The organism is Endozoicomonas atrinae (genome assembly GCF_001647025.1).
GTDB classification, from domain to species: domain Bacteria; phylum Pseudomonadota; class Gammaproteobacteria; order Pseudomonadales; family Endozoicomonadaceae; genus Endozoicomonas; species Endozoicomonas atrinae.
In genome coordinates this window covers 12,039-34,459 of record NZ_LUKQ02000042.1, presented here as the reverse complement: position 1 = coordinate 34,459, position 22,421 = coordinate 12,039, and the positions used below count along the sequence as shown (strand labels likewise).

Genomic DNA, 22,421 nt, shown 5'->3' with positions numbered 1-22,421 from the left:
ACCATTCGCACCGGAGTTAAACAGCTCAGAAAGGCTATGGGAGTGGATGCGGGAGCATGACTTATCAAACAAAGCATTTTCAGGTTATGAAAATATTGTAGATTGTTGCTGTGAAGCTTGGAATAACCTTTGCAGCGAAGCTGGTCGACTGTTCAGTCTGTGCTCCCGTGATTGGGCAGTTATACAGTAGTTAGAAAATTCAATTGGTATAACTCCTCTATTCCCTCCTCCGGTTCAACCCATGACGTTAAAACAGCGTCGCTCTCCATCAACTCATTGTGGTCACGACCTTCATGCATGGGTGATTCCTGCTGCTCAATGGTCATCCCAGAGAGTTCACGCTCATAAGAAAACGCTTCAGTAACCAGACTAACTATCCTATCCTGATCCGATTCAGGCAATAATTCAGTCAGTTCAGCCTCAACTTCTACAGGTTCCGATTGCTTACCCGTGTTGACTTCTGCAATATTCTGCTTGGCCTGATGTTTAAGATCTTCTGTATCGAAATTATTCCTTGAACTGAGATATGAAACATCATTTTCTGGAAAAAGCGTTTGTTCTGTTTCGGCTAACTCAGTGAAACTGTCTTTTACCGCTGGTATTTCCTGTGTAGTGTTATCAGCGCTTATCGCCAAACCATTGGCATCATCTGGCTTAATGCTTAACTGAGGAGCCTCATAAAACACGTACAACGCTAAGCCTGCCAATACCTGCAAACCAAGCAAGCAGGCTGCGCCCATCGCCATGAGTTTATAGCGATTGAAAGAGGAGGGAGTTGCAGCCTCTTGCTCTTCATCTAAATGTAGATCAGGGCTGAATGCAGATTTTTGTTCCAGGTCCCGACTACTGTAATCAGGATTTAATTTATTTACGTCCATGTCAGATTAAACTCCCTGTACCAACGTTAACCGCTGCATCTTATACATGTATCAAAAAACATAATAATCAGCAATAAAACGGCTAAAGCCTGAGCCGGCTCGCAAGTGAATCGGCCTAATTTGAGAATTTTTTATGCGCTAACAGACTGGACTGTGACTTGAAAAATAATCCAACCAATAAATGATACTCTGCGAAACATAACTGCATTGACCTCTATCAGCTCGTCAATGCAGTACGTTTCATCAATAAATCTTTTTCTGGCCAAATAAATCTTCAAACCACATCAGTCGATACAGTGACAGGTAATCCGTGCATAGAGGCTGGTATTGTCCTGATCCGGCGCCACCTCTTCCATTGCATTGGCAACAGTCAGGTCAAAACTGAACCACTCGTTCCCAGAAACATTGATCCCTACTCCAGCGGAAGACAGCGTCTGTTTTGGATTCAGGGATTCAACCTCACCATGGTCGTAGAACCCATACAGGTCAAACAGGTACTCATTAAATGAGAAACCGTTGTAGTGCACTTCAATCTGCTGATACCAGCCCTGGTCACCACTGGCAACACCCTGTTGATACCCCCGCAGGGTTGATGGGCCACCAAGGGTAAATGACACAGCCCCCGGCAGTGCCTGCTCCGAAGTAAACTGCGCTTCTACGGTAGACAGTGCATAAAAAGGATTATCAAAGTTATAGATAAATGTCAGTCGGGTGTTGAACAGGTTAAACTTTCGGGTAATACCCTGCAGTTTCTCCTTGCTGTTCACAGAGCTGTAGAGCTGCCGTCCACTGAACTGCCACTGACTCCCCAACCAGCTCAGTTCGGCGCCCAATTGATAGCGCCCTGTCTGATAGTCCGAAAGATCACCACCGGTAACACTGTTTTTCGAACTTGAGTTGCTGATGGCCGCCACCAGATTTACCCAGAGGTCAGCATCAGAATACACCAGATAACTGCCCTCCAGACCAAGCCGAAGGGTGTCACCGGTATAGCCCAGATCCTTGAAGTCACCAGAGGTAACGGTGGCATTGGTAAATTGCAGGCTGCCCCCCAACCGAAGCCCATCCGTTCCTACCACGGTACTGTAACTGGAAACAAAGGATTTCAAACCACTGGATACCAATCCATAAGCCATGGCCTTGTCTGAGGGACGGAACAGTTGATTGCGCTGATAGAGTGCACTGAGCTGTGCTTCACCAGAACTTTCATAGCCGTAATTATCCAGATAAAGCTCCAGGCTATCCCTGCCAGGCTCAGGTACATTAATAACAATATCGGTCAGACCAAAGGCCTTTCCCGCACGGAGCTCGGCCTGCAGACGCTGATTGTGTATCCGGTTATAAAACAGAATGTCCTTTTCCAGAGCGTCAATATCAATGGAAGCCAGCTGGTTGTCGTAATCTATCCACTCGCGGAAATAACCATCTTCTGTGTACTTATTACCTTCAAAGACAATTTCCCCAATAGAGCCTTCAACCAGACGGATAATGACAACACCATCGGAGACCTGTTGCTCTGGAAAAACGGCAACCGCCGTGTATATATTTTTCTGCCGATAGAGCTGATTGATAGTTCCCAGAATTTTCTGGAGTCCGTTGTAATCAATCTCTTCGCCCAGAGCTGGCTGAACAATTTTCTGAAGCTCTTCCTGAGTCAGGTGGGCCGACTTGGTGAACCGGATACCCCGGAGGATAAATGTTGGTCCTCCGGTGACTTCTTCAGTCGGTTCAGTCTGCTCCGTAATAGCAGGTAAGTTGGGCTTCTGCTCCTTCTCCCGCAGGCGGATCTCCTGCTCAATCAGGTCTTTACTGGCCTGCCCTGCATAATCCTGCAGCTGTGGAGTCTGAGCGGCCAGAGGTGTACACACCAGAAAGGCCCCAAAGGACAAAGCGTGTAGTTCACTCTTCCATCGAGATCCTGACATCATTCCCTGCCCTGTATGATCTTCCTGATTTGCATTTTTATTTTTCTTAGTCCAGGTGTTCATTTACGACTCCTTTTCAACGCCCGGTTCAGAAATCAACCAGTACTCTTCCTCTTCTTCCGACTGTTCAGCCTCGTACTCAAGGTCTCCATCAAAGTTTCCAGTATCATTCTGACTTCCCTGGGAAGCTGGCAAGTTAGCAGCTACCCAGCTGTCCGATAAGGATACAGGATCGGCATCACCACTCAACTGCTCTGCCACTGGATTACCCTGGGTAATCTGCTCCAGTGTCTGATTCGTTATCTCATTCTGGTATTCCAGACTCAAACGGTAGAATGACTCTGGTAAACCAATAGTAGTGAGGTCATCCTGACTCCCCTTATAAGTCAGCAGCAGAGGCAGATTATAACGGGTGAACTGTGCATTAGTGGTGACATTCACATCGTCGACCGACATCCAGAATTCACCATAGGGCGTCATAAACTGGCCATCTACCGGTAGAGCTGAACCATCTGAGTTATTCAGGTTCAGAGATAATTCATCCACTGTCTGATAACCGGTTACCATCCGCATATTGTAACCCGCTCCAGTGTTGACCGTAGCCGCATCAATCAGTAGGTCACCGGTCATTCTCAGATCACCACCCTGTGTCAGCAAGTCAGTGACATGCAGCTGGGCGGTATTGTTGATATCTACCCGGACATCATTGGCAAAACTGCCAGGCTTAAACGCGGCGGCTTCAAGGTTCTGATAGTAGCTTCTGGCATCGGAGGTCAGTGACAGGGTTTCGTTGAAGCCCCCCATGGCCATCAATGTCTCCGTTGCGTCACCACCATCAATGGTCAGATCAATTGCCGGGGCATACACTGCCAGAGGTCCACCGTCGTTCATATTGATCTGATTAACCACCACACTTTCCCTGGAAGCCAGACCGCCTCGATCCAGGGTCATCCGGTCAGCAAACAGGAAGTCATTCACCAGCAGCCATGGAGTACCAATCAACTCTTCGATCTCAAGGTAACCCAGTGCTGTCATATAAATGTTGCCATTGGTGGCTTTCAGCAGACGGGCATGCAGGTCTGAACTGGCCAGAATATTGATATCACCATTGTCGGTTTCTGCAGACAGCCAGGGCAGATCAATCACCAGTGGATCACCAATACCGGTCGCTGCCATCAACAGCCCCTGAGCACCGGTGCAGTTTTTACCTTCTGCATCACAACCGACACGCTGGGTTGCTTTCAGGTGACGCTCACCACCAGCAATATCCAGGTCGGCACGACCATTAATGCTTCCTTCGGTTGTCTTGAGATAGAACGCAGAATCCGCAGCATCGGATAACAGCTGACCAATCAGCTGGTCACCACGGGTATGGACAAGCGTCAATTCACGGGTGTGGATAACTGAGTCTTCACCCATGGAGAAACTGTCTGCACCCAGTAATATTTCAGAACCAATGGCCATTGAACCAGCATTGATAGCCTGTTGAGCTGCAAGGGTAATCTCCCGGGCAGCCAGCAGATTCATATCATTGGCGACAGTGACCGACTCATTAAAGTGAATGGCTCCCTGCTGGCTGGTTGCTGTAAAGTCATCGCCAATATCCAGAGTCGCCAGTTCCTGATCGCCATCGGTAAACAATGAGGTACTTCCACCTGACTTGATAATCGAGCGATCACCCATTGTGAAAGTATCTGACTCAGCCCGGATCCAGCCCGTGCTTTCTATTTTCTGGTCATCAGCAAGCGTGATTGCATTCTCAGCCAGAAGATCAGTATTACCGAGCACGAATACATGCTCTTTAAAGTCCACAGTGCCAGCAGAGCTATCAACATCCAGACTTCCACCGACCTCCAAGGTAGCCAATTCCTGGTTACCTGAAGTATCAATTGTCAGGTCAACACCGATATCAAAGCGAGCGGTATCCCCCATGGTTACGCTGGCAGACTGGATGGAGGTGTTGCCACCGGAGGTGATGGTTTTATCACCAGCCAGGCTGACACCATTGGTGATCACAAGGTTGATTGAGTCGTTGACGGACACATCATCATTACAGGTAAGAGCACCACCACCCTGAATATTGAGCAGCCCGGCCTTGCTGGTCAGGACACCATTAAACTGCGCATCCTTCCCTGCAGTAATATTGATATCGTTTTCTACGGTCAGGGTGTCATTAACCGTCAGCTTGCCATCAATATCATCTGCCAGCAGCGCATTGCCTACATTCACTGCCTTGTTAAAGGTGGCATCACCCACCACATCCAGAATCAGGCTATCGTCGATCAGAACATCGCTATTGGTGGTCAAGTTTCCACCATTAGTGAATTCAGCACCATTTGCCACATCCACCTTAAACAGTTCGGCATCCGCTTTCGTGCTCACATCAAGAGCACCATCAACATCCAGAACCGAACCGTTAGCAAACGTCAGTGATTCAGCCTTAATGGTGGTATCACTGCCAGATTTAAGCTGCTGGTTCTCTGCCAGCGTCACGGCACCATTAAGAGCATCGATGGTTACTGCATTCATCACCGTAACGTGCTCTTTCAGCTCAACACGGCCATTCGCACTGTCGATATCGAGATTGCCATCAACCTCCAGGGTTGCCAGCTCCTGATCACCAACCGTGTTGATAATCAGATCAGAATCCGTATCAAAGCGGGCAGTATCACCCATGGTTACGCTGGCAGACTGGATGGCGGTGTTGCCACCGGAGGTGATGGTTTTATCACCAGCCAGGCTGACACCATCGGTGATCACCAGGTTGATTGAGCCTTTTTTGACATCAACACTGTCATTAAAGGTCAGAGCGCCACTGCCCTGAAGATCGAGCAGCCCGGCATTGCTGGTCAGTACACCATTAAACTCCGCCCCCTTGCCTGCGGTAATATTGATATCGTTTTCTACGGTCAGCATATCATTTACCGTCAGTTTGCCATCAATATCATCTGCCAGCAGGGCATTCTCAATCAGTACTGCGCCATTGAACGTAGCATCCCCACCCACATCCAGAGTCAGGTTATCAACCACATCCAACCGATCGTTGATGACCAGGTTGCCACCATTAGTCAATGCTGCACCGCCTTCAACATCAACCGTATAAAGTTCTGCCTGCCCAACTGTGGATAAGTTCAGTGAGCCATCAACATTCAGAATGGAGTTATCACCAAAGTTAACCGAGCTGGCATTAATGTCTGTGCCAAGTGTTGAATTGAAGCTCTGGTTGTCGGCCAATGTCAGGGAACCACTGGCATCGATATCCCCTGCTCCCTGGGTAGTGACCGTTTCATCAAAAGCGACCCACCCGGTAGAGCTTTCGACTTTCAGATCTCCACCCGCATCCAGCGTTGCCAGCTTTTGATTACCGGTTGTGGTGAGCGTAAGAGCCGACAGTGCGTCCAGCTTGCTGCCTGCCCCCATCTGAATAGAAGCGGCATTAATGGCAACAGCACGTTCAGAAATAATGTCTTTGCCCGCTGCCACAGATACCGTTTGAGCATCAGTAACCGTAAAGCTGCCCTTGGTAGAGACCGTGTTATTAATCGTCAGGTGACTGTCGCCACGGAACAGGAAGGAGCCTTCTGCTGAGGTTACCAGTCCGTTCATGGTGGCCACACCAACAGCGTCTATAGCAATATTGTCTTTTGCAGCAACCGCTTTATGGAGTGTCAGCGTTCCATCGGCGTCGATCGAAAGCGTAGTACCCGCATCAATCGTACTGTTCACCGTCAGAGCGTCACCGGCTGACAGGTCAACCGCCTGCAGAGACTCAATTTGATGGAAAGTTGCACTTCCTGAAGTCTGTGTCTGAATACTCTGTGCGGCTTCCAGCAGAGAACCGTCACCCATACTCATGGTGTTATTTATCAGGTTGAGTGCTGTACCAGCATCCAGAGTACTGCCTGCAAGCATCTCCAGTGCAGTGGATTGAACCTTCAGGCTACTACCTGTGGATAACGTCTGCTGCTCAGCGATGGTCACATTTCCTGCCGCAAAAATATCCACAGCCATGGCCACATCCGCACGCTCATTGAAGCGGATGGAACCTGTGGAACTGTCTGCATCAAGGCTGCCCTCTATATCCAACTGGGCCAACACCTGATCACCGGAGGTTGCCAGTATCAGATCACCTTCGATATCCAGCTGACTGCCTTGGTTCATTTGCAGGCTTGCAGCTTTCAGCGTTGTCTTCTGACCCGATGCAATGGTTTGTGCAGTATCCAGGGTTAACGTCCCCACAACATCCACATCCACTTCACGACTGGCATCAAGACGACGATTGACAAACAGATCTTTCTGGCCACGGAGGATGATAGAACCCTGCTCGCTGGTCAGCGGGCCATTGATGGAAATATTATCACTGGCGGTAATGCTGAAGTTATCACCAGAGGTAGCCACTGCATTAACCCTGGTAAAGGTTCCACTGTTCAGAACCGCAGTATTCTCAATATCCATCTGACCAGCAGTGATACTCGCCTGACTGGTAATTTCAGCCTCTCTGGCTGCCAATCCAGTCAGCACAATCGCTCCCAGGGAAGCATTCTGATTATTGGCAGTTGTGAGCTTAACCTTGCCGCTATTGGCCGTCAGGTTAAACAGTGCCATGGAGTCTGATGCCGTGGCAGTAATATCACCGGCACTATTGATGGTTGCCAGACTGTCCATAACCAGACGGTTGGCATCCATCACCAGGTTACCGGTCTGAGTAAGAACGCCTCCATTCAGGTTCATCTGACCATTGGCCAGCAGAGACATCAATCCACTGGTTGTGGTGATATCTGACAATGTCAGGCTACCACTCTGGGCATAAAGGCTGGCAGTTCCAGTCTGAACAGTTACCCCTTCCAGGTTAATGCCGGCAGCATCCAGATCAGTATGATTTGTGACATTGATGGCCAGACCAGCACCAGAGGTAATGTCGCCGGAAACATCCAGTTTCAATCCCTTGGCCTTGATATTACCCTGAAGATCCAGAGCCCCTGCGCTGGTCAGGGTGAACTGGTTATCCACCTCGGTGTTATCAAGGGTGAAAAGGCTGGTATCGCGGACATTCAACCAGGCATTACCAGCGTCCATCTGCAGTCCACCGGTACCGGTCATAATGACATCAAGAGCATCGCTGGAAGCGCCAATATTGTGGCTGTCTACATCAAGATCAAAGGTATCCGCAGAGATAAAGCTCTCATCGTTATAGGCCAGCAGATCATTATTGTTGTAGATCGACAGCAGACCACCTGCGCTGACAGAGCCCAGGTACAGGTCACCATTCACATGGTGGAGGTACATATCGGAAGCAGCACCTGCCTGGCGCAATGCACCGCTGAGATCAAGCTTCAGTGCATTGCCGGAAGCACCAATATTGCCGCGGGTATTGGAAATATAGAGATCACGGCCAAGGATATTGGTCAGGCCTGACTTTGACCCTATCGCACCATCGACAATCAAACGAACATCATCACTGCTTGAGATCAGTTGCCCTACCGTCAGCCCGGATGTGGACTCAATATAAATCTCATCACTGGCCGAGGCATAAAGCTCGCCGGGAACGTCGACTTTGATGGGGTCAACCTGCTTAACCCGAAATGTAACCGAACTGTCGGAAACCTCTGTGGAAACATCACCGGCACCTGCGGCCAGCAGTGCGGCTTTCTGAGCATCAGAAACAGTGCCGCTACCCGTGGTATTGACGGTAAACACCAGATCATCAAGGTTTTCACCAACACCACCACTGTTCACGATAAAGTGAACGTCAGAAGCCGTAACGTTGGCATCACGATTGGATAACTGGCTGGACGCATCACCGTTCAAGGCCGTAGAAGAGATACTGATATCCAGCTGACTCTGCTTCCACTGGGCGCCATCCACCATATCGGTGTACCAGGAGGAGTCCTGTGCCAGACTCAGTTTATAATCCTGATCATAATCACCGGAGAACAGATCCGCATAGTCGTAACCATAAAGGACACCTTTCTGTTCTACACCCTTGGCATCTTCAGGGTTAGCGAAGTTCTCCGGTGTGGCAACCTGATCAGCAAACCATTGCTCAAGCCCCTGGTAATCTGATTTAACCAGGCTGGTCAGCGCGGCTTCATCCGTTTCGTTATAACGAAGTTTCAGGGCTTCAAGATATGCTGGGTCAATGGCAAACCCTTGATCACTGGTATCGGTCAGACGCTGCTTCAGCATCCAGTAGGTGTGATATTTGTGGGTAAACTGGTTTTCATAAGACGATACAGTGACCGCACCGGCATCATCATCCAGAAGGTGCAGGCTGTCCCAAACAGCAGCATCGTACGCCAGCTCCTCGTCGGTCTTATCCAGACGGCCAATGGCATTCTTCAGACGACCATTGCCCAGTTTAATCACCACCTCTTCGCTGGCGCTGGCGCTGTAGAGTTCCAGATCACCACTGGCCTGATTAACTGCTATGTCCGTCGCTGCATTCAGCTTCACCGCGCCAGTGGTCGAGATATTGATAAACTGGTAGCTGCTGGCATTCCCAATAGTACCAACCTTACCAATACCACCGGTTGAACTGGTCAGATCCAGTTGATCAGCCTGAATAATGGTGCTGCTGTTTTTGGCAACAATTCCCTTATCAATCACACCAACAATGTCGTACTTAGCTTTCAGATGCTGAAGCTCAACATCACCATCGGTACCCGTTACATTGAAATAAAGGGAGCCATGACTGGAAGACATGCCAAGCTCATCAGTGATAACGGACAGCGGATTTTCCAGACTGCCGATAGTGCCTTTGGCAGAGATGGTCGTGACATCGGAAGTAATCGCAGTGGAGCCAGCGGTAATCAGATTGTTCTGAGTGCTGATGTTCGTATTGCCACTGGGGTTATAAACATTACCAGTAAGCTCAATATTCCCTTTTGAAGTTAAGTCGATAGACCCTGTAGAGGATCCGGTGAACTGGAACTTAATGGCATTATCGGCCTTAACATAAGTATGGGTGTCCATACTGAGCCGGTAGGCTACTTCGACCAGTGGGTCCACATTGGTCATGTTGCTGCCGTAATACTTGTCATAACTCAGCCCCCAGTTCACACGCCAGACAGACGCACTTCCATAGTCGTAGGTTTGAGTCAGATAGTTTGAGGCAGTGCCACCACTACAGGCTTCAGGCTTGTAGGTACAGGTTGTGTAGTAGCTGGTTTCTGTATTCCAGTTGGTTTCGTACTCCCAGTCACCCAGCGTATTCGGGTATTTGGCAAAGTAGCCATCAATGGACTTGCCATCATAAGGCGCAGAACTGTCTCCGGGTGGATCAAAGCTCCGGACAATCGTTGCACCTTCACGAATGTAATAGAGCTGGCCAGCAACCGGGTTATAGGTCATGGACGACGTAGTACCTGTACCTCCGTGACTGGCTACGTAGTTAGACTCATCATAACTGACAGCCCAGGCACTGGTTTCATACTGACGAATCTGACTGCCCGGTGAGTGGACAAACCACTCACTGTATTCAACCTTGTACCCACGGCCATCACCGGGAATGTTCTTTTTCTTATTCAGGTCAGTAATACGGATAATACCAGTGGCATCATCACCAGCACTAATGGTGCCAAGTACCAGCTGACTGTTCGAGTCGTTATTGATATCAATCTGGCCAAGACCATCCTTGACAGTGATATTACCATCTTCTCCAGTCGACGAGATTCTGGCTCGAATCGCTACATAGCCTCCACCGCTGACAGGAATGTCATCGGCAGTGATATTTCCGGTAGCCACATCATACGTCAGCCCAATCCCGGATGAGCCCGCATTTGCAGATACGTCAAAGTTGTACTCTTTCCAGGTAAAACGGTTCGGATCGTAACCGGGTTTTAAGAAGTCAGGCTGATAACTCGGGTTCTCTACTCTCAACCACTTAGTCTGACCCGGAACAATGGATACCGTATCTCCAGATGAAAGGCCCGCATCTTTAATGTAAGTCGCTATTGTCGCATCAAAGCCATTGCCAACATCAACCGACCAGCTGTTATCGGTACCAACAATGATCTTGCCGTTGATATCCAGACGCTGAGCATTGATTACAACCTTTTCCCCGATGATGGAGGTGCCTGTTCCTCCCAGCATACTTTTCACATCGCTGTAGCTGGCACTTTGGGTAAGGCTGGACTGTTTATTTGAGACCGGTTTGAACTTCCACTTGCTGCCGCCACGACTGTCACTGTCAGTTTTCATCTCAAAAACGATGGCATCAGAACCGTGGTATTCAGCGGCATCACTGAATCCCCAGTTGAAGTAGATGTTCATCTCATCGTAGCCGTAGTCACAGGACTTGCAGCTACTGCTGTTCTGGTAATAGCTGATCTGGTCGCCAGTATGACGAATGGCTCGTCCGGAGAACCAGTTGTTGAAATTATTGATCCCTGTGGCGTTAATGGCCGTACTGTATTTGTCGTTAATGTAAAAATTAACAAAATCATCAGCAGAGGCCGGCTTCCACCCGGCTGCGGATGTATAGTTCACCAGAGCATCCGGATCACGGCCATAGGTCTGGGGCTTATTACTGTTCAGCAAGAGACTGCCATTTTTAACATCCAGGTTAATGGCATTGGCTTCGATGACAGCCTGTTGAATCAGGTCACCTTCAGCCACACTGATGTTGACACTGGACAGAAGATTGGAAATATCACCGTTAATGATGACATCAGAGTCCAGATAGTTAGCACCTGATGGAGCATGATCAATGGTAATACCGGTGGTATCGGTATAATCGCTACCGGACTGTTCATCAATGTAAGTATCTGACAGTGATGCTCCACCGGTTACAAAGACGTTACCACCGGTCTGATTGGTAATGCTCAGGTTACTGAGTACCAGATGTTCGTCTGTTTTGTTTTCAACCCGGATATAAGCATCACCCTTTGCAGTAAAGGTTGGCTTGCTGGAACCTGCAAGCGTGATGGTGTCTGCCACCAGATTGACGTTACCGGCTGTTGCCTGAACATTGGCAACCTCAATGGCAAAGTTGGGGTTCTCTGACAGATCGTCCACAATGGCGGAAAGTAATACGACTTCCGCCTTCAATTCATCAATCTCTGTCTGGTAGGGGTTGCTGTTATCCACCACCAGGTCATCACCGCCACCGGTTGGTGCGGCAGGGTCATCGGTACCGGGATCACCGACGGCATCGTCATCTGCGCCATCTGCTACATCAATACCCTCCGCACCGGAGTCTGGTGTCCAGGCTTCCAGTTCGGCAATACGGTCTTGCAGATCCTGAATATAGGCTTCCAGTTCTGCACGGCTGGAATACTTATCGTCCATTTGGGCGGCAGTACCGTAACGGTAAAGCTGAGAAGTGATACTGCCATTGGTAGCCACCTCAACCCACTGATAAGCATACTGCCCTGCCACCACGGAACCACTGCCATTAAAGGTCAGCACATTGCTGGTACTGGAATCACTGCTGCCGAATGTGGTTTCAGAACTGAACAGTTCCAGGTAGGGGTTTTTCTCAATGCCGCGGTGTGTGGAGCTTAACGCCCCCTCATTAGCCTCAATAAAGACGTGGCTATCGGAGCCCACCGCAAAACCGTCAGCAAACTCCACCTTATTGGTCAGCGAGATGTTGGACTTGGCTTTATTACCTGCAGGGATCGGAATGGCAGTCCAGTTATACACATTGGCCAGCGCATTACTGGTCAGCTGGTTTTCCTGGAAGTAGTTACTGGCACGACCACTGTAAATACCCACATCACCATAGCTGTTGATAACGGCATTCTTACCAATATTCACCTGGTTAAGAACGTCCAGGTAAACATCACTGACACCACCGGCCACACCTGCTGCCGCCCACACACTGACGTTTGCCTGGGCAACAGCGGATCCCCTGGAGTAGGTGCCAATACCGATTTCACCCACCGGGTTATAAATGTTGTAGCCTTCACCAACGGTGATCTTATTTCGGGTTTTAACATCAACGTCTGACTCAGCGCCTGCTCCCTGAAGCGCCCCACCAATTTCCAGCTTGGACTCGTCGTAGACATAGAAGTCAGTGTTAGCATCGATGGTAATATTGTGATCGTAAGTGCTGTCCAGCCAGGCCAGATCCGATATTTTCAGCACACCGTTCTTACCAAGGATCACCTCAGCCGTCAGGTTTTTCAGGTTTTGATAGGAGAGGCCAGCAGAGCCATTCGCCGCACCACCACCCGCGCCATACACTGAAGAGCTGAAGCCACTGAAGTACGGATTTTGAATCTGATAAGCACTGTTGAACGCATCAATATCCACCTGCATGGCAGAGAAGCTGACGTTCTTGCCCAGGTCTACGCGAACATTGGTATCCACTTCTGTTTTTGACGTTGCACCGGAACCACCAACGACAGAGACCGTTGTGGAGTCAGTACCTGCAAAGAATTCGGTCTCGCTGGCGGCCGAAATATAAACGCCACCCGCATCCACTGGCAGCACCCGGTAACCACTGGACCAGTCATCCACCAGCACGGCTGCAGAGTACTTGCCACTGCCATAGTCACCGGCGTCCATTACCGATTCCGCTGCACTGCCAGCGTAATAACCACCTCCACCTGCAGTGGTAAAGCTCTGGTTCTGGTTGAAACTGTTGGCATCAAGTGTCAGGTCACCTGTCCGCTCCAGCGCAGCAATAGGGTCTTTACCAAACTCAACTCGGGTAGAGGTAAATGATTGAGCAACACCTGTCTGATAACCACCAGCCACCAGCCCCACAAAATAGCCATCAGCATCGGCAATCTGCACACCGGTATGACGGGCATAAACAGAAAAGTCAGAATAAGGAATAGATACCCCATCGCCCACTTTGGCAATGGACTGTGAACGGTTGGTTGCTCTTGCCTCACTACCGGCAATACCTGCCAGCAAGCCACCTGAAGCAGCAAAGGCGGCGGCATAAGCGGTTTCATAACCATCATTACCACTGCCCGTCTCAGAGCGAACAACCACATTGCCACTGCCATTGAAAATGGCACCGTCCGCAATTTCGGCCTGGGCTTTAGTTTCGGTGGTTGCATAAGCAAACGAACCACCCATGGCACCGCCGGCGGCCACTGTCACCCCATAAGCACTGGAGTAGAGACTCGGAGCTGACTGGGCATTAACATTAACAACCCCAGAACCCGTACCGATCGTTCCATAAACCGTGGCATTAACATCAGAATCATCATGCGCAGAAGTGATAACACCCTGTACGCCTGCCAGCAACCCACCGGCCAATGCAAAGCCGGTACTCTTGACCATACCCTCATTAACAGCCGATAGCGTAATGTTGCTATACCCATCAATCAGCTTGCCCTGCTCACCAATCCAGGCATCAATATCACCATCTTTTTCTGCATACCCGACACTGACCCCGATAGCGGCAGCACCAATATTGATATTCAGAGAACCATCGGTCACAGAAGACGGCTTACCACTGCTGACATCTCCCAGGCGGATTTCAGTACTGTCTTTGGCGGTGACCTGCAGGTCACCGGTGTCATCACCAACCGCTGAATTAATGCCAGCAACTACCCGGTTCTCACTTCGGGCATCGGTATAGTTGATAACGACGCTGGTACCACCAAGGCCAACAATAAAGCTCTTCATCTCCAGAGCGCCATCGTCATCGCTGACATTTTCCAGACTGGCACCAATCACTGCATTGTTGGCTTTGACACTGCTGTCCACCGTGGCAATGTTCATTTCATAAGAGCGGCTGATACCCACAACCCCGGCAATGCCGACGGAGCTTGCCTGCGCAGCCCCCAGCCCCTGGTAACTGTGCTGCAGCGTCCGGCTGTTAACATTCAGGGTATCCACATCCACCAGACCACCACTGATACGGGCAGCTGTGACACTTTCACCACTGAGTTTGAGGGACTTACCGGATTCGGTTGTAGTTGACGTTGCAGGTGTACTGCCCCGGGTGATGGTCAGGCCGGAATCCGCTTCCAGGGTCGCAATATCATCATCTGACAGATGTCGGTTATAACTGGCGGTATCGGTAGCCAGAACTGTATTGGCTTCGTTACGGCTGGGATCAAATTCATCTTCAGCGTTCGTGCCATCTTCCGCAGTGGTATCACCCTGGCCATACAGGGCAACACCGATACTGACAGCAGCTGCCACATTGGTGGAGGCCGCACCGGCCACACTGATCAGGTCAGATTCGCGCTGTGCCGTTGCATCCACATCCAGCGTACCAGCCTTAACATCAGAACCCACCACTTCGCTGTAAACCTGAGAGCGCCCAAGAACCACGTTGGCGACAGCACCAACCCCCACACTGGCACCGGCACCAATTCCAGCTGCCATCTGATTGGCGTATTGAATTTCCTGGGCATTGACCGTCACATTCGTCGCAGCAGAAGTGCCATCACTGCCTCGTAAATCGGTGGTCAGATCGCTGGATTTGAGATATCCATGAACAGCTGCCCGGGTTTCGCCGCGGAACTCCGTGGTATTGATCATGGCGGCAACGCCATAACTGCCACCAATACCGGCACCAAAGGTATAGCTGTTAACACTTGAGACACGATCGGCATCAACGGTCACCGTGTCTGAATTGACAGTGGTCGTATAAGTATCACCATTGTCATCAAGGTCGTTGCCAATGATTGCCTGCGAGTCACCACCAACGATATTGACCGCCAGGCCGATCCCGACACCGACAGTGGTACCGATACCTGCGGCACCGGCAGCGACATTGGACTCCTGCCTGCGGTCAGCTACCACAACCACTTCATTGGCATTAGTAGTTCCACCACGGAGCCATGCACGGGTATCTCCCATCTGTTCCGTAATAACAACCGAAGCGGCTCCGCCTAAACCTCCAGTGGTTCCAAGTCCGGCAGCAACACCGGCAGATACGGCTTGAGCCAGCTTGGAGCTGTTGGCATCGATCGTCAGCTTGTCGGCATTGACGGTGCTGTTAACAACGGTTGCTTCACTGGAGCGTTTCTGAGCATTGGTTGCAAAACCACCTACGCCAGCTCCAGCAGCTTCACCACCACCGGAGACAGCGATACCGGCAGAAACCGCCAGCCCTGCTTCATGAGCGTTGGCCCGCACATAGACATCGGCACCGCTTTCATTGGTAACGCCAGAGTTGATGGTTGAATCTTTGATGTAGGCTTTTGTCGCATTGTAGGTGCCATTGGTGGCAACGTTGGCATTGATTGCCACGGTCTTCCCACCGGCACCACCTACCGTAATGGCACGCTGCTTGGTTCGTGATGTCGCGTTAACCACCAAACCATTAACGGACTCTTTGGTTCGGTTCACTGAGAGCAGATCAAAGCCACTGGTCAGATCACCCATTGAAACTGAATCGGGGTCAGAGTCATCCCCTGCTGTGGATAAGTCGGGCAGATCACCATAGCCCTGCAGGTCACCGGTATCAACCTGCATGGTACTGCCCTTACCTTTGGCGATGACAACCGCATCATCAATGTAAGCTTCTGTTTTGCCATACTCCATGGCAGTAGAGATAGCGACAGCACCTGCACCACTGTCGAGACCAATACCCACAGCACCGCTGCCCACCAGATTGACACTCAGCGCATCCGCGTTGACCAGTACATTATTCCAGGCCTCTACCCGGGCATCCTCAGCGATTCTTGCCGTAACATCGCCGTCTATTACACCCGTACCTACCGACCCGGCGAGAGATACCTGTTTTGAAGCGGCGACCCCGGCATCAATGGTTAACAGCCAGTTTCTCCGGAAGGCATCAACCACCACGTTCTGTGCTTTTAATGTGGTGCTTCCCGCCGTGCTGCCATTACCCAGCACCTCTGCCGTAACATCAGAATCCACCCTGTTGGTGGCAATGGCCACACCACCGGCAGAACCGTTACCGGACCCTGCCCCCATCCAGGCAGTAGCAACACTGTCGGTGTAATCATGTCCCTTAACGATGACATCGCCACCACTATTTGAAGAAGCATCGCCAGAGCGATTGGTCGCCGTATCCTTGATAGCGGCTTGAATGGTCTGGTCCACGTTATTCGTGGAAATCGCACCGGCAAAGCCAATGCCGCTCTGCCCAAGTGAAGCGCCAATGGCAATGGCATTGCCCACCAGCAGGTTCTTATCGTTTGAAGCACCACTGAGTGCTTTGACTGTCAGGTCTTCATCAACTTTAAGGGTGGTATTGCTGACTCTTGCCCTGGTGGAGTGTTCATCGGTACCCACAAGGTTGAGCGCCACGGCCAGCCCACCAGCACTGGCACCACCCTGCCCACTGGCAACGGCTACGGAACCAGCGACGTTGATCATGTCCATATCGTTCTGGGCAGTCACAGCGACATTAGACGCATTGATAGTGCCTTTATCGCTGCCATCCCAATCACCGATCTCTGCCAGAATCTGGTTATTCAGTCGGTTCACGGCCACCGAGCCAACGCCAGAGAACCCACCGGTCCCCACACCGACACCAATGGCTACACTGTAGAGCAGAGAGTTTTCACGGGCATTAACATTGACCGTTGCCCCGGTGTTGTCATCCTTGTTGATATTGGTGTCTACAATACGGGCTTTGGTTTCGCTTTTTACGTCAGCATGGGCGTAAGAAATCCCCAGGTTCTTTTTGCCCACCTGCACAACACCAGCAACCGCAATAATCCGTTTGCCTTCGCTGTTGTAACTGTAGGTTGAACCACTGCCGTCTTCCGCAGTATGGACATTGGTATTGTCCATCGCTTCAGCACCGCTGAAGTCAAAGTCTTTATTGGTATCACTGCTGCCCAGGTTACTGATGATGGTATCAAGATCACCATCTTTCTCACCGGTGGCGTTGACATTCACCGTGGTTGCACCGGAAATATCCGAGCCTTTAACCAGTGCTTTCGTGTCCGCACCAATCGACCCAATGGCAAAGCTGCCCTGGAAGCCGAGGGAATCCTCAAGGTTATCGTTATAGCCAATACCTGCGGCACCAATACCAATACGGTTCAGGCTGCGGGCACTGACATCAATCTGGTCAAAATTGGAAATAGTAGAACGGGTACTGCCACTGAAATCGATGATCGCTTCTGTGGCTTTACCATCATAGACATCCTCATCGTAGGCTGAGCTGAGGACATTATTTCCATCAGGGTTGGCATCGCCAACAATGGCCGATGGGTCATTGATTTCGGCAAAGGTAATGGCCAGACCGGCGCCCTGCTTTCCTCCGGCATAGAGCGTACCACCACCGACACCCACATAACTGTTATTGTAGGCCGATACTTCCAGATCGTTATTCACCCCATTATTCGAGCTGATTGACGACCCTTCGATTCTGGCCGAGGTACCGTCGTATATCTGGGCTCCGGAGATGGACAGAGCACCATTCTGGGTCATCTGGGAATTGCCCGCCGGACGGGTGACAGAAAGTGCCAGGGCAACAGAGGTTAATTCACCGCCGTGAAGTGCCTGAACCGCCACATCATCGGCATAGCTGATGGTCGTATCTTTTATCCAGGCCAAAGCATCGTTAAAGCTGATCTGATACGCAATGGCACCGGCAATGGTGTTTTGATTACTGGGCGACTGCGTTCCCAGCATAGAAAGGGCGGCTGAACCGGAGGCACTGGCAGAGATGACTTTTTCCAGTGCCTGTACTTCTACATCAACATCGTTGTAACCATTACCATTTGAATGGCCGCTGATGGATGCCCCGTCAATGATGGCTTTGGCATCCATATTGTTGACGGATACCGTGAAGCTACCTGCACCGGCTAATCCCGTTTGAGCGGAGGAGACTTCCGCACTGCTCTGGCCATTGCCATTGGAGTTACTATTGTCATTCGCTCCATCACTGGATGCCTGCCCGACGGAAGAATCTCCATTGCTGCTGTTTGCACCGGTATAGTTCGCCGCCACCTTAGAAGACAAACCGTTATACCAGTTCTCAAACTTCTGCCCGACTCCCGGCTCATTGGTTGGTTCTGTCGTTAACGCACCCGCAACGGCAATGGAGCCATTGGTACCACTTGAACGACCACGGACAGATACACTATTGGCAACAATCCCTTTGGTAGGGGTTGGTGCGGTAGGCGATGTAGGGTCCGGTTTCGTGGTGTTACTGTTGCTGCTGTCCTGAAATTTAACCTTGTCATATTCGCTGCTGTTATCGCCGATAAAGGCTTTGGTGTCACCCTGGGATACATTAGCCGCGATGGCTATCCCCACCGCAGACTCTGTTGACCAGTTAACCGCACCCGCAGCGGCCCAGTTGCCAAACTCATGGTCAGCAACGATCACCAGATCACCAGCGCTCAGCTGGGCGCCTTTATGAAGCGATGCATGAGTCAGCACTTCCGAGTTCAGAAACCCCAGAACGCCGTTAAAGCCAAGCCCTTTTCCCATGCCGGATGAAGGCGTTACCAGAATGTGCCGTTCATCGGTTTCAGAATAGATATCAACATCACCCGCAGCAGTTACCGTCGCTTTACCGATACCGGCAACCGCCTGGCCACTTTGCTGAACGTAAGTAATGGAAGCACCAACCGATTTACCCTGTTTGTTGGTTCCATTGCCATTGGGCAGAATACCCAATGAACCGATATTCCCTGCCAGGTTAGCCGTTTCCATCAGGTTATAAGCGCTGACTTCTACGGAGTTATCAAAGCTGAAGCTATAATTGATGTCTTTAAAGACGCTGTAGTTACCCAGAATGCTGGTAACCTGGCTGTTGGCTTTCACCTCACGGCTGGCATTCCAGCTGCCAGTCCCCGTGGTGGTCACCTTGGCGCTATCACCAATCCAGGCCTTGGTGTCCATGTCGTTCCAGACCACATTAAGTGATCCACCATAGGCTTCTTTATCAGCAGAAGCGCCAGCGTTAGCGAAGGTCGTCAACAGATTATTCTGCAGCCCGCCAATGCCATTGAACTTACCGAGGACATCCCCAATCGTGTCCCACTTATCGTAAGTGCTGACGATCGGCATATACTGGCCAGCTATAACGCCCAGGTTGGCGGCATTAATCTGCACAAACTTGCCAACTTCAGATACAACATCACTGTCGTTAATAGCGAAGTTCAGCGCCAGAGCCAGACTGGTATCTGCCGCTGATGTCTGACCTGCACCGGCAGAACCTTCCGCAGGCGCAGTTACTGCTGTCTCTGCAGAGGTCCGGTACCCACCCTGGTCACCACCAAGAGAGCCAGTACCATAACCGCCCGCCATTTTTTCATTATCAGTACCGATGTCGACCTGACTGGCCACCAGCACATTGCCCGTGGCGTTGATTTTCGGAGCATCCGTCTGGTTGCTGGTATTGGTGCCCAGATAGCTGTAAGCATCGTGATCGGAGAGGTTAAGAGAAAATGCCAGACCACCTTTAAAGCTGACCTTGCCCGATTCATTTTTTTCAACGGACTGACCAGAGCCTGTCAGGAACTGATTGGTATAGTTGGTAACACCGGTCTGTAAAGCAGACACTCCCTGCACAACTTTTGAACCAACGGTTCTGAAAAGCAGACTGCTGCCGACCGTCACACCGGAGTGAACCCGCTGGTTTAGAGTCCGGTTTAACGACGTAATGGTCACATTACCGGTCTTATCCAGATCGGAGCCAAGGCTGCTGCCCAGCTCGGCTGTGGTATTGGTATCAAAATCTCCTATCGCTACGGCTACACCATACTGAGTGTTTTTCAGACCATAGGCAGAGGCTGAGACGTAGTAGTAGTTCTGGTTTTCGGCTGCCAGCACCAGGTTGTTGGCAGCCAGAGTTACGCCGGAATCAATTTTTGCGGTTGCATCAACATCAGACTCGCCCACCGCGGCAGCTATCACCACCTTATTGGCATCTTCGGCGATGATGTCCATGGCCGATGCTGAGATGTACGACTCGTTATGAGCAGAAACTTCAAGGTCACCACCGGCGTCAATGGTCGCTCCACTTTTGACATGAGTCGTACTGGTGGCATCACTGGTGGCATACACCGCAGCCAGAGAGCCTGTCAGCTGGCTGCCAAGGCTGATTGAGGAGGCTTCGGTCAGTGCATGAGACTCTGATGTGAGTGTTACATTGCCACTGGCCTGAATGTTGGCTCCACTGTTCACATTAACTGTGGCATCCGCATCAGCATCCATAAAATAGAATGATGCTCCGGCAAGTGCGCCTGTTGCCGCAATCCCCATTGAGGTACCGGGCTCTTCATAGAAAGAGCTGTTGGCAATGGATTTGGCTGTCGCTGTTACATTTGCCGCATAAACCTGCCCTCCCAGATCGATATTGGTTTCCGACGTTGCTTTGCCAATTCCGATATTTTCTGTCACTGATGCCGTCAGCGTTACATCACCCCGGGCAGAGTCATCACTATTACGGGTATCCAGCTTACTGCCAGAATTCAAATCAATATCTTTGGAAGTGATGGTAATTCCGGATTCGGCAGCCAAAGTGCCAGACACATCGGCCTTACTGTCGGCAGTAACGGTCAGGCTGCCGCTGATGTCCAGGCTGCTGCCTGTATTGGTTTTTAAGGTGTCCGAAGAAACCGTAGTAGATCCGGCAACTGTCGTATTACCAATCAAGGTAATACCTTCAGCAGACTGCTCAGGAGTGGATGCGGTTCCAGATTCAAAAAGCACCGTTTTTCCGGAAGCGCTTAAGTTCAGCGTTGTTGTGGTTTGATCCGTCTTTCCTTTAAAGGCGATGGTGCCTGCAGCACTGGCAGAGATTGAGTCCCGGCTGTCCAGTGTTGCCCCGGCCTTAACATCAACATTCTCGGCCATGATGGTGAAGCCACCATCGGCATAGAGGTCACCGGAAAGATCAATGGCCCCAGCGGCTGAACTGGAAGCCTTGAGGGTAATAATGCCGCCATCTACATTGAGTTCTGTGGGAATGGTCAGATCATCAACATTGACCGCACTTAGTGCAACCGCACTGGCCTGGGCTGCACGCCCTGAGATCACAATACCACCACTATCAACCTGAATAGTATTGGCATTGATATTCAGGCCACTGGCGGTATTGATCTTGCCTTTGATTCGAACGGTACCGGAGGATGAAACACTAAAACTGTCGTTAAGCAGGTCAGTAATTTTTGCATCAACGGCATCAGCACCACTGGTTAACCCTGTAATTTCAGCTTCTGTTGGGGTCTTGATCGCCAGACTACCAACATTCACCACACCCGACTCGCCCACCAGAAAACCGGCAGAACTGGCAAATACAACATCGCCACCCAGTGAACCACTCTTGTAGCTGTTCATAATCCCGTGAACAGCCGGAGCTTCAGAGCCTCGAACAATATTGACCAGTTTGCTGGCACTGTCAGGGACCTGAAGGTTTACGGTATGTGATGAACCCACCACAAATTTGTTGAATACGTTGATCGCGGACGTACCCGACATTTTTTTGGAGGTAATGTTATGAATATTGTCATTGCTGCTAATGGAGGTGAAGTCACTGACAGCCTGAATATCGTGATCTACAGCCACCGCTGCACCCGATAACAGCATGCCTAATGCCGCAGGCGTTCGAAGCGCCGAAGAAAAAGAGGCTCCGGTGGATTCCTGGTAAGCCCTCGCCGAGTTAACCCGACCGATGGAAACCGATAGCTGAGTGCGATCAAAGTCAGCCATAATTTGCTTCCTTGTCTAATAATTATTCTTTTGCCAAACCACTTACTTCCTGTGG

Annotated in this window: 3 protein-coding genes and 1 pseudogene; 1 reads left to right on the top strand and 3 read right to left on the bottom strand. The window is 50.6% G+C overall.

Annotated elements, in window-relative coordinates; all coding sequences use genetic code 11:
- Nucleotides 1–190 (top strand): annotated as a pseudogene (locus AK963_RS35205) (IS630 family transposase); the annotation flags it as partial.
- Here AK963_RS35205 and AK963_RS08305 read toward each other — a convergent pair.
- The 3 genes from AK963_RS08305 to AK963_RS08295 all read right to left on the bottom strand — a co-directional run bounded on the left by AK963_RS08305 (nucleotide 180) and on the right by AK963_RS08295 (nucleotide 22,366).
- Nucleotides 180–878: a hypothetical protein gene (locus AK963_RS08305; protein ID WP_066014996.1), complete on the bottom strand. Its 699-nt coding sequence runs from the start codon at nucleotides 876–878 to the stop codon at nucleotides 180–182. The pseudogene AK963_RS35205 and the gene AK963_RS08305 overlap by 11 nt on opposite strands.
- 284 nt (nucleotides 879–1,162) lie before the next feature.
- Nucleotides 1,163–2,866, bottom strand: a complete 1,704-nt coding sequence (locus AK963_RS08300) for a ShlB/FhaC/HecB family hemolysin secretion/activation protein (RefSeq protein ID WP_066014995.1) — start codon at nucleotides 2,864–2,866, stop codon at nucleotides 1,163–1,165.
- Nucleotides 2,867–22,366: a leukotoxin LktA family filamentous adhesin gene (locus AK963_RS08295; RefSeq protein ID WP_066014994.1), complete on the bottom strand. Its 19,500-nt coding sequence runs from the start codon at nucleotides 22,364–22,366 to the stop codon at nucleotides 2,867–2,869.
- Between the last annotated feature and the right edge of the window lie 55 nt (nucleotides 22,367–22,421).